The organism is Nocardioides albus (assembly GCF_014648255.1).
In the GTDB taxonomy this organism is placed as follows: domain Bacteria; phylum Actinomycetota; class Actinomycetes; order Propionibacteriales; family Nocardioidaceae; genus Nocardioides; species Nocardioides albus.
In genome coordinates this window covers 1-13,667 of the sequence record NZ_BMQT01000016.1, presented here as the reverse complement: position 1 = coordinate 13,667, position 13,667 = coordinate 1, and the positions used below count along the sequence as shown (strand labels likewise).

Below are 13,667 nucleotides of genomic sequence, written 5' to 3'. Positions count from 1 at the left end.
GGAGATGTGTGTGCGGGCCACATGGCGTACGTCACACGGCGTCGCGATGCTAGACGACATTCGATGGCCGGCCCGGCTGGGCCCTATCCAGGAGGCCCACCATGCCCCACGCCCGTCTCGTCCGCAGACTCCTGACCGCCGGCTCGTCGCTGGCGCTCACCGCCGCTGCCCTGGTCGTCGGCCAGCCGCCCGCGACGGCAGTCCCGTCGACGGCTGCTCTGTCTGCAGGCTCCGCCGACTGCTCGTCACTGGTCGGGATGAAGGTCCCCGCGCGCCGCATCGGCCTGCCCACCACCGGCGCGGAGATCACCGCGACGGCATCGGTGCCGGCCTCGGGGACCGGCCCGACCGCGCTCCCGGCGTACTGCCGCGCCGACATCGCGATCCATCCGGTCGATCCGTCCGCCCCCGACATCCGGATGGGGCTGGCGCTGCCGGAGGGTTGGAACGGAAAGACGATGATGTTCGGCGGTGGCGGCTACAACGGCACCGTTCCCAGCCTCGCCCAGAACGTGCCCTTCGGGCCGGTCGACCAGCGCACCCCGCTCGGCCGCGGCTACGCGACCTATGCCAGTGACTCGGGCCACCAGGCCGACCCCGCAAACCACCCGATCCCCAGCCTGGACGGCTCGTTCGGCCGCTCCGACGAGGCGCTGCGCAACTTCTCGGGCGACGCGCTCAAGAAGGTGCACGACACCGCGACGTACGTGATCCGGAAGGCCTTCGGCCGCGCCCCGGACACGACCTACTTCGCCGGCGGCTCGACCGGTGGCCGCGAGGCGCTTGCGGTCGCGCAGCGCTGGCCGCGCGACTTCGACGGGGTGATCTCGGCCTACCCGGCCTGGAACGCCGCCACCCTCGACCTCTTCTTCGGCCGGATCACCCACGAGTTCGCCAAGCCCGGCGCCTTCCCGACGCCGGCCCAGCAGGGACTGGTCGCCCAGCGGGTGCTGGCCGCCTGCGACGGCGGCGACGGCCTCGAGGACGGCGTGATCAGCGACGAGGCCGGCTGCGACTTCGACCCGGCGACGCTGCTGTGCGACGACGCCGAGACACCGGGAGCGACCTGCCTCTCCCGGGAGCAGGTCGACGCGGTCGTGGCAGCCGACAGCAGCTGGCGGCTGCCCTACCGAGTGGCGAGCGGGGAACGGGGCTACCCCGGGTTCCCGCTGCTGTCCGGGGCCCGGATGTCGACGCCGGTCCTGGGCTTCGGCACCACCGCACCGGCTGACCCGATGCCCGTGACCGCCGGCTACGGGATGCAGTTCTGGAACCAGTGGGTCAAGCACTTCGTCGCGCGTGACCGGCAGATCAGCCCGTTCGCGATCGACCCTGCCGACCCGGGGGAGTGGCAGCGCCGGATCAGCGAGCTCACCGCGCTCCAGGACGTCAACGACGCCGACCTACGACCCTTCGCCCGCTCCGGCGGCAGGCTGATTCTGGTCCACGGTGCCGCCGACGAGCTGGTCAGCCACCGCTCGACGATCGACTATTACCAGCGGGTCGAGCGTGTGATGGGAAAGCGGGCGACCGAGGCGTTCTCGCGCTTCTACCTGGTGCCGGGCGCCAACCACGCCAACTTCGCCCCGGTCGCCTACTCCGCCTCCTACGACTCGCTCACGGTGCTCGAGAAGTGGGCCGAGGACGGGGTCGCGCCAGACGCGAACCAGGTGGTCGCCGACGGCAACGCCGGGGCCGGCCGCAGCCGGCCGCTGTGCGAATGGCCGGCCTGGCCTGCGTACGTCGGCGGGCCGGTGTCCGAGGCCAACAGCTTCCGGTGCGAGATGTGACGGACCGCACCCCGGTCTATACCGGCCGCAGATCCAGATGGTTTGCTATCCCTCATGTCCATTTGGCGAACAAAGTCCATCGAGCAGTCTCTCGCCGATGCCGACCACCCTGATTTCAAGCTCAAACGACGGCTCACCTCCGTCGACCTGACCGTCTTCGGGATCGGCGTCATCATCGGCGCGGGAATCTTCACCCTGACCGGTCGGGCCGCGGCCGAGTATGCCGGTCCCGGTGTGGTCTTCTCCTTCATCATCGCTGCGATCTGCTGCGGTCTGGCGGCCCTGTGCTACGCGGAGTTCGCCTCGACCGTGCCGGTGTCGGGATCGGCGTACACCTTCTCCTACGCCACCCTCGGCGAGATGCTCGCGTGGATCATCGGCTGGGACCTGATCCTGGAGATGGTCCTCGGTGCGTCGGTGGTCGCCCAGGGCTGGAGCAGCTATCTGGTGACCTTCCTCGAGGAGATCGGCCTCGGCTGGCCCGAGGGCTACGGCCCGGACGCCAACGCCGAGTTCGGTCAGCCCAACCTGGCCGCGCTCCTGCTCGTTGTCGTCCTGGTCGGCCTGATCGCGATCGGCATCAAGGAGTCGCTGCGCGTCAACCTCGCGCTCGTCGCGGTCAAGCTGTTCATCGTCCTGTTCGTCATCGTCGCCGGGATGTTCTACGTCTCCGGCGACAACTACGACCCGTTCATCCCCGAGCGCGCCGGCTCCGTCAGCGGCGAGGGCATCCACCAGCCACTGATCCAGTGGGCCTTCGGCCTCGAGCCGCAGACCTTCGGTGTCCTCGGCATCATCTCCGCCGCCTCGGTCGTCTTCTTCGCCTACATCGGCTTCGACGTGGTCGCCACGACCGCGGAGGAGGCCAACAACCCTCAGCGCGACCTGCCCCGCGGCATCATCGGCTCGCTGGTGATCTGCACGATCCTCTACGTCGCCGTCGCCCTGGTCATCACCGGCATGGTGAAGTACGACCAGATCGACACCGAGGCCGCGCTCGCCACCGCGTTCCGCGACGTCGGCCGTGGCGGCTTCGCCACCCTGATCTCGGCGGGTGCTGTCGCCGGTCTGACCACGGTCGTGATGACGCTGATGATCGGCGCCATCCGAGTCGTCTTCGCGATGAGCCGCGACGGCCTGTTCCCGGTGAAGTTCGCCCACGTCAACCCGAAGACCGGTACGCCGATCCGGATCACCCTCGTGGTCGGCGTCTTCGTCGCGATCGTGGCCACCTTCACCCCGATCGGCAAGCTCGAGGAGATGGTCAACATCGGCACCCTGACCGCGTTCGCGCTGGTCTCGATCGCCGTCCCGATCCTGCGGAAGCGACGCCCGGACCTGCCGCGCTCCTTCAAGGTGCCGTTCAGCCCGTTCCTGCCGTTCCTGGCAGCGGCGATCTGCATCTACCTGACGCTCAACCTGAGCATCGAGACCTGGCTGCGGTTCCTGGTGTGGATGGCGCTCGGCTTCGCCATCTACTTCCTCTACGGCTACCGCAACTCGCGGGTCGGCAAGGGTGGCGACGACAAGGCCGCCGAGCCGTTGCACATGTGAGGTCCTCCTAGTCGACGAAGGGGCGCGCGGCCACCGGCCGCGCGCCCCTTCTCGTCCCCTGGTTCGGGCTGTTCCTCAGCGCAAGGAGTACGTCGCCAGCGAGACGCCGGTGTAGTGCGCGACGAACGCCAGGATCGTGAAGGTGTGGAAGACCTCGTGGAAGCCGAACCAGCGCGGCCACGGGTTGGGTCGCTTGAACCCGTAGATGACGCCGCCGGCGGTGTAGAGGGCGCCGCCGACACAGATCAGCGTGAAGGTCGCGATCCCGATGCCGAGACCGAGCGCCACGGCGCCGGTGAAGAACGACGGGATGAAGAAGATCGCCGCCCAGCCGAGCGCGATGTAGTTGGGCACGTAGAGCCAGCGCGGGGCGTCGTTCCAGAAGACCCGGAAGAGCACACCGAGGATCGCGCCGGTCCACACCACCGAGAGCAGCACGACCTGCGTGACCCCGTCGAGGAGCAGCAGCGAGAACGGCGTGTAGGAACCTGCGATCATCAACATGATGTTCGCGTGGTCCCAGCGCTTCATGATCGTGAACCACCGCTCGTTCCACCGACCGAGAGCATTGACCCGGTGGTAGACCGCTGAGACGGTGAAGAGCAGGAGCGCGGCCATGGTGAACACCGCAGCACCGACCCGAGGTGCGCCCGAGGGCGCCAGCACGATCAGGACGATCCCGGCCGCCAGCGTGAGCGGGGCAGTGGCCAGGTGGATCCAGCCGCGCATCTTCGGGAGGGCCTCGTGAACGGTCGAGGAGACCGAGTCGGTGATGTTTCCGACCTTCAGGCGCATCGCGTCAGTCATCTCGCTCATAACGGTCAAGGCTATCGGCTCGACCTGAAGATCCGGTGAATCTCGTCCACCGGTTGGGGATGTATCCCGTCCCGCTGGGTGATGTGGGCGCGCCGCCGATACGCTTCTGCTCGTGGCAGACTGGAAGGAAGGCGTACGTCGGGTTCTCTACCCCGCCTACGAGGCGCGGATGTTGCGCAAGCTCGACAGCTCCAAGCTGCCCAAGCACGTCGGCGTGATGCTCGACGGCAACCGCCGCTGGGCCAAGGAGGTCGGCCAGTCGACCGCCCACGGCCACCGTGCGGGTGCGGCCAACATCGAGCCGCTGCTGACCTGGTGCGACGAGATCGGCATCGAGGTGGTCACCCTGTGGCTGCTCTCCACCGACAACCTCAACCGTCCCGCCGAGGAGCTGGCTCCGCTCCTGGAGATCATCGCCGATGCCGTCGACTCGCTGGCGGACGTACGCCGCTGGCGGTTGCATCCGGTCGGCGCGCTCGACCTGCTGCCGGACTGGCTCTCCCACCGCCTCAAGGCCGCCGAGGAGGCGACCCGCGACGTCGACGGGATGCTGGTCAACGTCGCTGTCGGCTACGGCGGCCGGCGCGAGATCGCCGATGCCGTACGCGCCCTGCTCAACGAGCACGCGACCCGCGGCACCTCGCTGGAGGAGCTCGCCCAGATCATCGATGTCGAGCACATCGCCGACCACCTCTACACCAAGGGCCAGCCCGACCCGGACCTGGTGATCCGCACCTCGGGGGAGCAGCGGCTCGGCGGCTTCCTGCTCTGGCAGAGCGCGAAGTCGGAGTTCTACTTCTGCGAGGCCTACTGGCCCGACTTCCGGCGTACGGACTTCCTGCGCGCCCTACGGGCCTACGCCCACCGCGAGCGTCGCCTCGGAAGGTGACCGCTGGTCGGCACAACGCGGGCGGTCACCAGGTGTTCACGAAGAAAAATGCTGCGTGTTGCCACGGACCGTTGGTCCGGCGAAGTAGCGTTGTACCAACGGCGGGGAACAAAATCTCGCCGCACCTGGAGGCCCGTTACGTGAGTAGTCACGAACTGAACCTGCGTCAGGATCATCCCGATCCCGACGGGTGTGAGGCGGTCGGCACCCCGACTGACGGTCCACCGTCCGGTCCATCTGATTAACGATGAAATGACCGGACTCAAGGGTGTATGAGCCGGTCGCGAGAGGTGATCCGCGTGGCCAACCGAACCACGAACGAGCACGTCACCGAGGCCGACACGTCGGCCGCTCCGACACCGGCGTCGGAGTCCCCCTCCGAGAGCGAGTCGCGCTCAGCGCGTACGTTCGTTCTCGACACCAGCGTCCTGCTCTCGGACCCGAAGGCCATGACGCGCTTCGCCGAGCACCAGGTCGTGCTCCCGGTGGTGGTGATCACCGAGCTCGAGGGGAAGCGGCACCACCCGGAGCTGGGCTACTTCGCCCGCTCCGCACTCAGGCAGCTCGACGAGCTGCGGATCACCCACGGTCGCCTCGACACGTCGGTGCCGGTCGGGGAGGAAGGCGGCACCATCAGGGTCGAGCTCAACCACACCGACCCGTCCTCGCTGCCGAGCGGCTTCCGGCTCGGTGACAACGACACCCGCATCCTCGCGGTCGCGCGCAACCTGAAGGGCGACGGGCTCGACGTGACCCTGGTGTCCAAGGACCTGCCGATGCGGATCAAGGCGTCCGCGGTCGGGCTCGAGGCCGAGGACTACCGCGGCGAGCGGATCAACGACTCCGACCCGGGTTACTCCGGGATGGCCGAGCTGGACGTCGCCTCCGCTGACCTCGACGAGCTCTACGACGACGGCGTCCTCGACCTCGACGCGGCCCGCGACCTGCCCTGTCACACCGGTCTGGTGCTGATGTCGGACCGCGGCACCGCGCTCGGCCGGGTCGGCCCGGACAAGCAGGTCCACCTGGTCCGCGGTGACCGGGAGGCCTTCGGGATCCATGGCCGCTCCGCAGAGCAGCGGATCGCGCTGGAGATGCTGCTCGACCCCGAGGTGGGCATCGTCTCCCTCGGTGGGCGCGCCGGCACCGGAAAGTCCGCGCTGGCCCTCTGCGCCGGTCTCGAGGCCGTCATGGAGCGCAACCAGCACAAGAAGGTCGTCATCTTCAGGCCGCTCTTCGCCGTCGGCGGGCAGGAGCTCGGCTACCTGCCCGGCACCGAGGGCGAGAAGATGTCGCCGTGGGGCCAGGCGGTCTTCGACACCCTCTCCGCGGTGACCACGCAGGAGGTGATCGACGAGATCATCGACCGAGGCATGCTCGAGGTGCTGCCGCTGACCCACATCCGCGGCCGGTCGCTGCACGACTCCTTCGTCATCGTCGACGAGGCGCAGTCGCTGGAGCGCAACGTGCTCCTCACGGTTCTCTCCCGGATCGGCGCCAACTCGAAGGTCGTGCTCACCCACGACGTCGCTCAGCGGGACAACCTCCGGGTCGGCCGCCACGACGGCGTGGTCGCTGTGATCGAGAAGCTGAAGGGCCACCCGCTCTTCTCGCACGTCACTCTGACCCGCTCCGAGCGTTCGCCGATCGCGGCGCTGGTCACCGAGATGCTGGAGAACGTGGTCCCGTGACGTCGTAATACTTGTCACGTCAACGGCCCTGGACCCTGGGAGGTCTGGGGCCGTTGTGATTCATGTGACTCGTGTTACGGAAGTGATGCTCAGGACGGTCATTTCTGACCCACAATCGGTGCGTCCGGTTTGATACGGGCTGGGCGCTCATGCATTGTTTGCGGGTCCGTAACTGTCTCAGCCCCCGTAAGAGAGCCCGTGTCACAGCCTGTTCATCGCGCCCCACGTCACCGTGGCACGCCAGCGAACCCGCTTGTGGACGTTCCGCACAAGGCTGCGCGTACGACCGCAAAGACAACCCTCCTCCTCTCCGTCCTCGCCCTCGGCGGGACCGGCGCGGCAGTCGCCGGTGGGATGGCCTACAGCGGGCCACCCACCGATGACGCGAAGCTGAGCGCGGGAGATGCGGCAGCCGCCGATCTCCCCGAGCTCAGCGACGCCCAGCGCGCCGCGATCGAGGCCGAGTCCGCCGCCCGCGGCAGCGAGACCTCGTCCCTGTCGCGTTCGGCCGGTGACCGCCGTGAGGTCGCCGACCCGGGCAAGCAGGCCGCGCTGTCGGCCGGCAACGACGTCCGGGCGATCGCCGGCGTCGAAGAGGTCGAGATCGACCTGCGCAACCCGAGGGACATCGCCAAGTCGATGCTCAGCGACTTCGGCTGGGGGCTGGACCAGTTCTCCTGCCTGGAGCCGCTGTGGGACAAGGAGTCGGGCTGGAACCCCAGCGCCGACAACCCCTCCTCCTCTGCCTACGGCATCCCACAGGCCCTCCCAGGCTCCAAGATGGCCACGGCCGGCGAGGACTGGGAGACCAACCCCGCCACCCAGATCGAGTGGGGCCTCGGCTACATCAACGACCGCTACGGTTCCCCCTGCGGCGCCTGGAGCCACTCCCAGTCCGTCGGCTGGTACTGAGCAACCGCCGAGTCGGCTCATCCTGACCTGAAATCTCGCCGAGTCGGCTCGTCCTGATCGCAAATCCCGCCGAGTCGGCGCGTTAAGACGCGCCGACTCGGCGTGGGTCTTGGTCAGTTCGAGCCGACTCGGCGCCTGATCCGGTCAGGATGAGCCGACTCGGCGTTCTTACGGGTGGGTCATCGACTCGACGTCGAGGGCTTCGTCCAGCTGAGCCTCGGTGAGGGTGCCGTTCTCTACGTAGCCCAGGGCCAGGACGGTCTCCTTGATCGTGGCGCCGTTGGCGAGGGCCTGCTTGGCGACCTTGGCGGCGGCCTCGTAGCCGATGTACTTGTTGAGCGGCGTGACGATCGAGGGGGAGGACTCGGCGTAGGCGCGGAGGCGCTCGGGGACGGGGACGATCCCGTCGACGGTGCGCTCGGCCAGGACGGTCATCGAGGTGGAGAGCAGGCGGATCGACTCCAGGACGTTGCGGGCCATCACCGGCATCGCGACGTTGAGCTCGAAGGCACCCGAGGCGCCGGCGGCGGTCACCGCGGCGTCGTTGCCGATCACCTGGAACGCCACCATCAAGGTGGCCTCCGGCACGACCGGGTTGACCTTGCCCGGCATGATCGAGGAGCCCGGCTGCAGGTCGGGCAGGTGGATCTCGGCCAGGCCGGTGGTGGGGCCTGACGACATCCAGCGCAGGTCGTTGTTGATCTTGATCAGGCCGACCGCGATCGTCTTCAGTACGCCGGAGAGCTCGACCAGCGAGTCACGGGTGCCCTGGGCCTCGAAGTGGTTGCGGGCCTCGGTGAACGGCTGGCCGGTGCGGTTGGAGAGGTCGGCGATCACGGCCTGCGGGAACCCGGCGGGCGTGTTGATGCCGGTCCCGACCGCGGTGCCGCCGAGCGCCAGCTCGCGCACCCTCGGGAGCACCGCCTCCAGCCGCTCGGCGGCGTAGCGGATCGTCGCGGCGTACCCTCCGAACTCCTGGCCCAGGGTGACCGGCGTCGCGTCCATCAGGTGCGTACGCCCCGACTTCACCAGCCCAGCGAACTCCTCGGACTTCGCCTCCAGCGAGCCGGCCAGCCGGTCGATCGCGGGCAGCAGCTGCTCGCTGACGGCGACCGCGGCGGCGACGTGGATCGCGGTCGGGAAGGTGTCGTTGGAGGACTGGGAGGCGTTGACGTGGTCGTTGGGATGTACGTCCCTGCCGGCCCGTGCCACCAGCGACGCGATCACCTCGTTGGCGTTCATGTTGGAGGAGGTGCCGGACCCGGTCTGGAAGACGTCGATCGGGAACGCGTCGTCGTGGCGCCCTTCGGAGACCTCGCCGGCGGCCGCGATGATCGCCTCGGCCTTGTCGCCGGGGAGTACGCCGAGGTCGAAGTTAGCCTTGGCGGCGGCGGCCTTCACGTGGCCGATCGCATGGATCAGCGCCGGCTCGATGGGCGTGCCCGAGATGGGGAAGTTCTCCACCGCCCGCTGGGTCTGGGCACGCCACAGCGCGTCCTTCGGGACCCGTACCTCTCCCATGGAGTCGTGCTCGATGCGAAAGCTCATGTCGTCCATGTCTGGTTCAACCTTTGACTAGTTGGTGCCATTCCTTGGCGGGGCCCCGGCGGCAGAGAGCCGGCCCACATAGAGCCAGTAGGTCTCCGAGTGACCCTGCAGATCGACCGGGTAGGAGTGCGCCTCGGCCTCGTCGAAGACCTGCGCCATCACCTCCAGCAGCGCCGGAGCCTCCGCCGCCGACCACACCACCACAGTGCCACCCGGGGACGTCGCCCGCCGCGCGTCGGCCAGTGCGGGCGCCTCATAGAGCGCTCCGTTGGCGTCGTGGACCAGGTAGCCGGGGCCGTTGTCGACGTCCAGCAGGACGACGTCGTACGTCTCGGCATGGCTCTCCCGCAGGACCACGGCCACGTCGGCGACCTCGATGTGGACGCGCTCGTCCTTCAACAGGTCGGGGCCGTGGGGGATCCGGCCGGCCCGCATCCACTCGACCAGGCGCGGCTCGATCTCGACGACAGTGACCGCCTCGACCCGCGGGTCGGCCAGCACCGCCTCCAGGGTGAACCCGAGCCCCAGGCCGCCGATGAGCACCTGCCCCGGCTTGGAGTGCAGCTCGAGCGCCCGCGTGGCGAGCGCCTTCTCGGTCGAGGTCTCCCGGGTGTCCATCACGAAGATCCCGTTGGCCCGCAGCTCCAGATGGCCGTCGGAGCGGTGCCGCAGGACCAGGCCTCCGTCCGCGATCACTGTTTCCGTCCCACTCACGGGTTCCATTGTGTCCGATGTGGGTACTGGGCCGTTCATGAGCGACGACAACACCCAGTTCCCAGCCCAGCAGCAGGAGCCCCCCGGGCTCACCGGCGAGATGGACCCGCTGCCCGATCACGGCGAGTCCAGCTACCAGGGCCATGGCCGTCTCGACGGCAAGGTCGCGCTGATCACCGGAGGCGACTCCGGCATCGGCCGTGCGGTCGCCCTCGCGTACGCGCGCGAAGGAGCCGACGTCGCATTCACCTACCTCCCGGAGGAGGAGCCGGACGCACAGGCGACCTCGAAGCTGGTCGAGGACGCCAAACGTACGCCGCTGGCCATCCCGATCGACCTGCGCGAGCGTGAGGCGTGCGACGAGGTCGTCGAACGTACCGTGCAGGAGCTCGGCGGCCTCGACATCCTGGTCAACAACGCCGGCTACCAGTTCGCCCGCGACAAGGGCCTGACTGACGTGGACGACGAGCGGATCGACCGGACGTTCAAGACCAACCTGTACGCCCTGCTCTGGCTGAGCCGGGCCGCCATCCCGCACCTGAAGAAGAGCAAGGGCTGCGTCATCAACAATGCCTCGATCCAGGCGTACGAACCCTCGACCAGCCTGCTCGACTACGCCGCGACCAAGGCAGCGATCAACAACTTCACCGTCAACCTCGCCGCCGAGCTCGGGCCCGACGGGATCCGGGTGAACGCGGTGGCTCCGGGGCCGATCTGGACGCCGCTGCAGCCCGCGACGCAGGCACCGGAGAAGGTGCAGAAGTTCGGCGCCAACACGCCGCTGGGTCGTGCCGGTCAGCCGGCCGAGGTCGCACCGGCCTTCGTGTTCCTGGCCTCGCCCGCGGAGGCGTCCTACGTCTCCGGAACCGTCCTCGGGTTGACTGGGGGACGGCCGGTGTTCTGATGGCAACCACTGGTGACGAGGGTGGCAGAGTCGAAGGAGGCGGTCCGGAGGAGCGACCGGAGGAGCGCATCACCCGCAACTGGAACGAGCTCCTCCAAGAGCTGCGGGTGCTGCAGACCGGGGTGCAGATCCTGACCGGGTTCCTGCTCACGGTGCCCTTCTCGCCGCGCTTCCCCGACCTGAACGATCACCAGCAGACGATCTACCTCGTCGTCTTGGTCGGCTCGGTCATCACCACCTGCCTCATCATCGCTCCGGTCTCCTTCCACCGGATGCTGTTCCGACGCCGCCAACGGCCCTGGCTGGTGCGGGCCTCGCACGCCTGCGCCCGGGCCGGGCTGGTCGGCTTCGCGATCGTCTCGGCGCTGGTCGTGCTGCTCGTCTTCGACGTCGTCGTCTCGTTCGAGGCCGCGCTCATCGCCGCGGTGGGAGTCCTGGTCCTGTTCGTCTCATTGTGGGCCGGTCTGCCGCTGCTGAACGGGCGTAACAACTCCCACTGACCGGGTGTGACGATCACCACACCGAGAGTACGCTGGTGGGAAACCGAAACTGGTGGGCTTATGTGGTCGATCTTCTGGATCATCGTCGCCGTGCTGCTCGGTGTGGCCGAGGCGTTCACGATGACGCTGGCGTTCGCTTTCGTCGCCGGCGGGGCGCTCCTTGCCGCCGGCAGCGCAGCGCTCGGCGCGCCCGTGCTCGTGCAGCTGCTGGTCTTCGTGCTCGCCGGCGGGGGCAGCGTACTGCTGGTGCGGCCGGTGGCGCGGCGACACATGGCCCTGCCGCCGCCGGTGCGCGACGGCACCGACGCCCTGGTCGGTCGTCAGGCCGTCGTCCTCGCGGAGGTGAGCTTCGCCCACGGTCTGGTGCGTCTCGGCGGTGAGGAATGGTCGGCCAGACCCTATGACGAGGACCTGGTCATCCCGGTCGGGTGCCGGGTCGACGTGCTCGAGATCGAAGGCGCGACGGCGCTCGTGCACCCGCGCGACCCGCTGTCGCTGTCGCCCTAGGAAGGACGTACGACATGGAGCTTCTGCTGATAGTCCTGGTCCTGGTCGCGCTGGTGGTCGGGGCCGTCGCCTCGACGGTGCGGATCGTGCCACAGGCACGGCGCTACAACATCGAGCGGTTCGGGCGCTACCGGGGCACCTTGCAACCGGGGCTCAACTTCGTGATCCCGCTGGTGGACCGGGTCAACACCAAGCTGGACGTACGTGAGCAGGTCTACTCCTCCAACCCGCGCCCGGTCATCACCGAGGACAACCTGGTGGTCGCCATCGACACGGTGCTCTACTACCAGATCACCGACCCGCGGGCGGCTGCCTACGAGGTGGCCGACTATCTGCAGGCGATCGACCAGCTCACCGTGACCACGCTGCGAAACCTGATCGGGTCGATGGATCTGGAGTCCACCCTGACCTCTCGCGAGACCATCAACGTCCGGCTACGTGAGGTGCTCGACGACGCCACCGGGAAGTGGGGGATCCGGGTCAACCGGGTCGAGATCAAGGCGATCGACCCGCCGGCCTCGATCAAGGAGGCGATGGAGAAGCAGATGCGCGCCGAGCGCGACAAGCGCGCCGCCATCCTGCATGCCGAGGGCAAGCGGGCCTCGCTGATCCTCGAGGCCGAGGGCACCCGGCAGAAGTCCATCCTGGAGGCCGAGGGTCACCAGCAGGCCCGGGTGCTCGAGGCCGACGGTGAGGCCAACGCGCTCGAGCGGGTCTTCCAGGCTGTCCACGCCAACGACGCCGATGCCAAGGTGCTGGCCTACAAGTACCTCGAGATGCTGCCTTCCCTCGCCGCTCACGGCAACTCGTTCTGGGTCATCCCCGGCGAGCTCACCGAAGCGATGCGCACCGTCACCGGGGCCTTCGCCGACAGCGCCTCCAGGTCTGCGGGTGACAGCGGCAACAACAGCAGCAACAACGGCGACGAGCGACGTACGCCGCCGGTTCCTGCCCCGCGGGACGCCATCGAACAGGCTCAGCGCGAGGCTCACGAGGAGGCCCTCAAGGCCGTCGAGGCGGCAAAGGAGGAGTCCGCCCGCGCGGAGCGCATCGTCGGCTGACGTACGTCGGTACTCTGACCGACATGTCACCGGGTCTCGTCATCGTGCTCCTCGCAGTCGTGGTCGTCGTCGGGGTGCTGATGAGCGTCAAGATCGTCCCGGCGGCGACTAGCTTCGTGATCGAGCGCGGCGGCCAGTACCGGACGACACTGGGGCCCGGCCTCAACACCATCGTGCCGCTGCTCGACCGCGTCGTCGCTCGGTTCGATCTGCGCGAGCAGGTGCTGTCGATGCAGGAACCGCTCATCTGCCGTGACGACTATGTCTGTGAGGCGGCACTGAACGTCTACTTCGACTTCGAGGACCCGTCGATCGCCTACCGCGTCGACAGGCCCCAGCAGCAGCTCGAACGCGCCATCCGTGAAAAGTTGCGAGAGTTCGCCGGAATCGTCGGCCGGGACGAGTTCCTCGCCGCCACCCAGCGCCTGACGGACGTCGCGTACGACGCCACCCGCCGCTCCCGCGAGGACTGGGGTATCCGCGTCAAGCGCATCCAGGTCACCGACCTCCGCGGCCCCGGCTCGGCGTGACCCGAGGCTGGTGGCGCGGCTCGGAAGTTCCTAGGCGCTTCGCGCCACCAGGGCACGCACCTCGCGGCGTCGGCGCCGCTCGGAAGACGCCCGGTATGACTTCGCGACGCCGGCCTTGCGATGCACGCACCCTGATGGCGCCAAGCATCGAGGAACTTCCAAGACGTGCCACTAGATGTACTCGGTCATCACGTTGGTGACAGTCGGCTGATCGGCGGGAGTCCTCCGAGTGCGCTGTGGCGTCGGACAGT

The 13,667-nt window shown here is 68.4% G+C and carries 13 protein-coding genes; 10 read left to right on the top strand and 3 right to left on the bottom strand.

The annotated features are described in order from the left end of the window. The first annotated feature begins 101 nt into the window (after positions 1–101). Positions 102–1,790 (top strand): tannase/feruloyl esterase family alpha/beta hydrolase, encoded by a 1,689-nt coding sequence (locus tag IEY84_RS25335; protein ID WP_183551476.1) that lies wholly within the window; start codon positions 102–104, stop codon positions 1,788–1,790. Positions 1,791–1,844: 54 nt separating this feature from the next. After that, the gene (locus IEY84_RS25330) at positions 1,845–3,344 is read left to right on the top strand and encodes an amino acid permease (protein WP_183551473.1); all 1,500 of its coding nucleotides are present in this window, start codon (positions 1,845–1,847) and stop codon (positions 3,342–3,344) included. Between the two features lie 75 nt (positions 3,345–3,419). On the opposite strand, the gene trhA is transcribed toward IEY84_RS25330, so the two are convergent. Beyond that, positions 3,420–4,160 carry a PAQR family membrane homeostasis protein TrhA gene (gene trhA, locus IEY84_RS25325; RefSeq protein ID WP_229789004.1) on the bottom strand — a complete coding sequence of 247 codons (741 nt, stop codon included), beginning with the start codon at positions 4,158–4,160 and terminating at the stop codon, positions 3,420–3,422. Positions 4,161–4,272: 112 nt separating this feature from the next. Here trhA and IEY84_RS25320 point away from each other — a divergent pair, with 112 nt between their 5' ends. The 3 genes from IEY84_RS25320 (at position 4,273) to IEY84_RS25310 (ending at position 7,652) form a co-directional block, all read left to right on the top strand. Then, on the top strand, positions 4,273–5,049 hold the full coding sequence (locus tag IEY84_RS25320) for an isoprenyl transferase (RefSeq protein WP_183551471.1): 777 nt from the start codon (positions 4,273–4,275) through the stop codon (positions 5,047–5,049). A 299-nt stretch (positions 5,050–5,348) separates the two neighbouring features. Next, positions 5,349–6,740: an RNA 5'-3' helicase PhoH2 gene (gene phoH2 / locus IEY84_RS25315; protein WP_183551468.1), complete on the top strand. Its 1,392-nt coding sequence runs from the start codon at positions 5,349–5,351 to the stop codon at positions 6,738–6,740. 255 nt (positions 6,741–6,995) lie between these two features. Next, a complete protein-coding gene (locus tag IEY84_RS25310; RefSeq protein WP_221209267.1) occupies positions 6,996–7,652 on the top strand; it encodes an aggregation-promoting factor C-terminal-like domain-containing protein in 657 nt (218 codons plus the stop codon). A 168-nt stretch (positions 7,653–7,820) separates the two neighbouring features. On the opposite strand, the gene IEY84_RS25305 is transcribed toward IEY84_RS25310, so the two are convergent. Both IEY84_RS25305 and IEY84_RS25300 read right to left on the bottom strand, forming a co-directional pair. Next, a complete protein-coding gene (locus IEY84_RS25305; protein ID WP_221209266.1) occupies positions 7,821–9,209 on the bottom strand; it encodes a class II fumarate hydratase in 1,389 nt (462 codons plus the stop codon). Between the two features lie 18 nt (positions 9,210–9,227). Next, a complete protein-coding gene (locus tag IEY84_RS25300; protein WP_183551462.1) occupies positions 9,228–9,923 on the bottom strand; it encodes a spermidine synthase in 696 nt (231 codons plus the stop codon). 28 nt (positions 9,924–9,951) lie between these two features. Here IEY84_RS25300 and IEY84_RS25295 point away from each other — a divergent pair, with 28 nt between their 5' ends. Genes IEY84_RS25295 through IEY84_RS25275 form a run of 5 tightly spaced genes read left to right on the top strand, consistent with a single transcriptional unit; the run spans position 9,952 to position 13,416 of the window. Beyond that, a complete protein-coding gene (locus tag IEY84_RS25295) occupies positions 9,952–10,818 on the top strand; it encodes a glucose 1-dehydrogenase (RefSeq protein ID WP_183551459.1) in 867 nt (288 codons plus the stop codon). After that, a complete protein-coding gene (locus IEY84_RS25290) occupies positions 10,818–11,318 on the top strand; it encodes a DUF6328 family protein (RefSeq protein WP_183551456.1) in 501 nt (166 codons plus the stop codon). Before IEY84_RS25295 ends, IEY84_RS25290 begins: the two co-directional genes overlap by 1 nt. 60 nt (positions 11,319–11,378) lie before the next feature. Further along, positions 11,379–11,825, top strand: a complete 447-nt coding sequence (locus IEY84_RS25285) for an NfeD family protein (protein WP_183551453.1) — start codon at positions 11,379–11,381, stop codon at positions 11,823–11,825. A 14-nt stretch (positions 11,826–11,839) separates the two neighbouring features. Then, positions 11,840–12,886 (top strand): SPFH domain-containing protein, encoded by a 1,047-nt coding sequence (locus tag IEY84_RS25280; RefSeq protein WP_183551450.1) that lies wholly within the window; start codon positions 11,840–11,842, stop codon positions 12,884–12,886. A 23-nt stretch (positions 12,887–12,909) separates the two neighbouring features. Then, a complete protein-coding gene (locus tag IEY84_RS25275) occupies positions 12,910–13,416 on the top strand; it encodes an SPFH domain-containing protein (RefSeq protein WP_183551447.1) in 507 nt (168 codons plus the stop codon). The last annotated feature ends 251 nt before the right edge of the window (positions 13,417–13,667 follow it).

Excerpts from the sequence above, each read along its gene's own strand:
- IEY84_RS25335 (WP_183551476.1), top strand. The coding sequence starts at position 102 with ATGCCCCACGCCCGTCTCGTCCGCAGACTCCTGACCGCCGGCTCGTCG.
- IEY84_RS25330 (WP_183551473.1), top strand. The coding sequence starts at position 1,845 with ATGTCCATTTGGCGAACAAAGTCCATCGAGCAGTCTCTCGCCGATGCC.
- trhA (WP_229789004.1), bottom strand. The coding sequence starts at position 4,160 with ATGAGCGAGATGACTGACGCGATGCGCCTGAAGGTCGGAAACATCACC.
- IEY84_RS25305 (WP_221209266.1), bottom strand. The coding sequence starts at position 9,209 with ATGGACGACATGAGCTTTCGCATCGAGCACGACTCCATGGGAGAGGTA.
- IEY84_RS25300 (WP_183551462.1), bottom strand. The coding sequence starts at position 9,923 with ATGGAACCCGTGAGTGGGACGGAAACAGTGATCGCGGACGGAGGCCTG.
- IEY84_RS25295 (WP_183551459.1), top strand. The coding sequence starts at position 9,952 with ATGAGCGACGACAACACCCAGTTCCCAGCCCAGCAGCAGGAGCCCCCC.
- IEY84_RS25290 (WP_183551456.1), top strand. The coding sequence starts at position 10,818 with ATGGCAACCACTGGTGACGAGGGTGGCAGAGTCGAAGGAGGCGGTCCG.
- IEY84_RS25285 (WP_183551453.1), top strand. The coding sequence starts at position 11,379 with ATGTGGTCGATCTTCTGGATCATCGTCGCCGTGCTGCTCGGTGTGGCC.
- IEY84_RS25280 (WP_183551450.1), top strand. The coding sequence starts at position 11,840 with ATGGAGCTTCTGCTGATAGTCCTGGTCCTGGTCGCGCTGGTGGTCGGG.
- IEY84_RS25275 (WP_183551447.1), top strand. The coding sequence starts at position 12,910 with ATGTCACCGGGTCTCGTCATCGTGCTCCTCGCAGTCGTGGTCGTCGTC.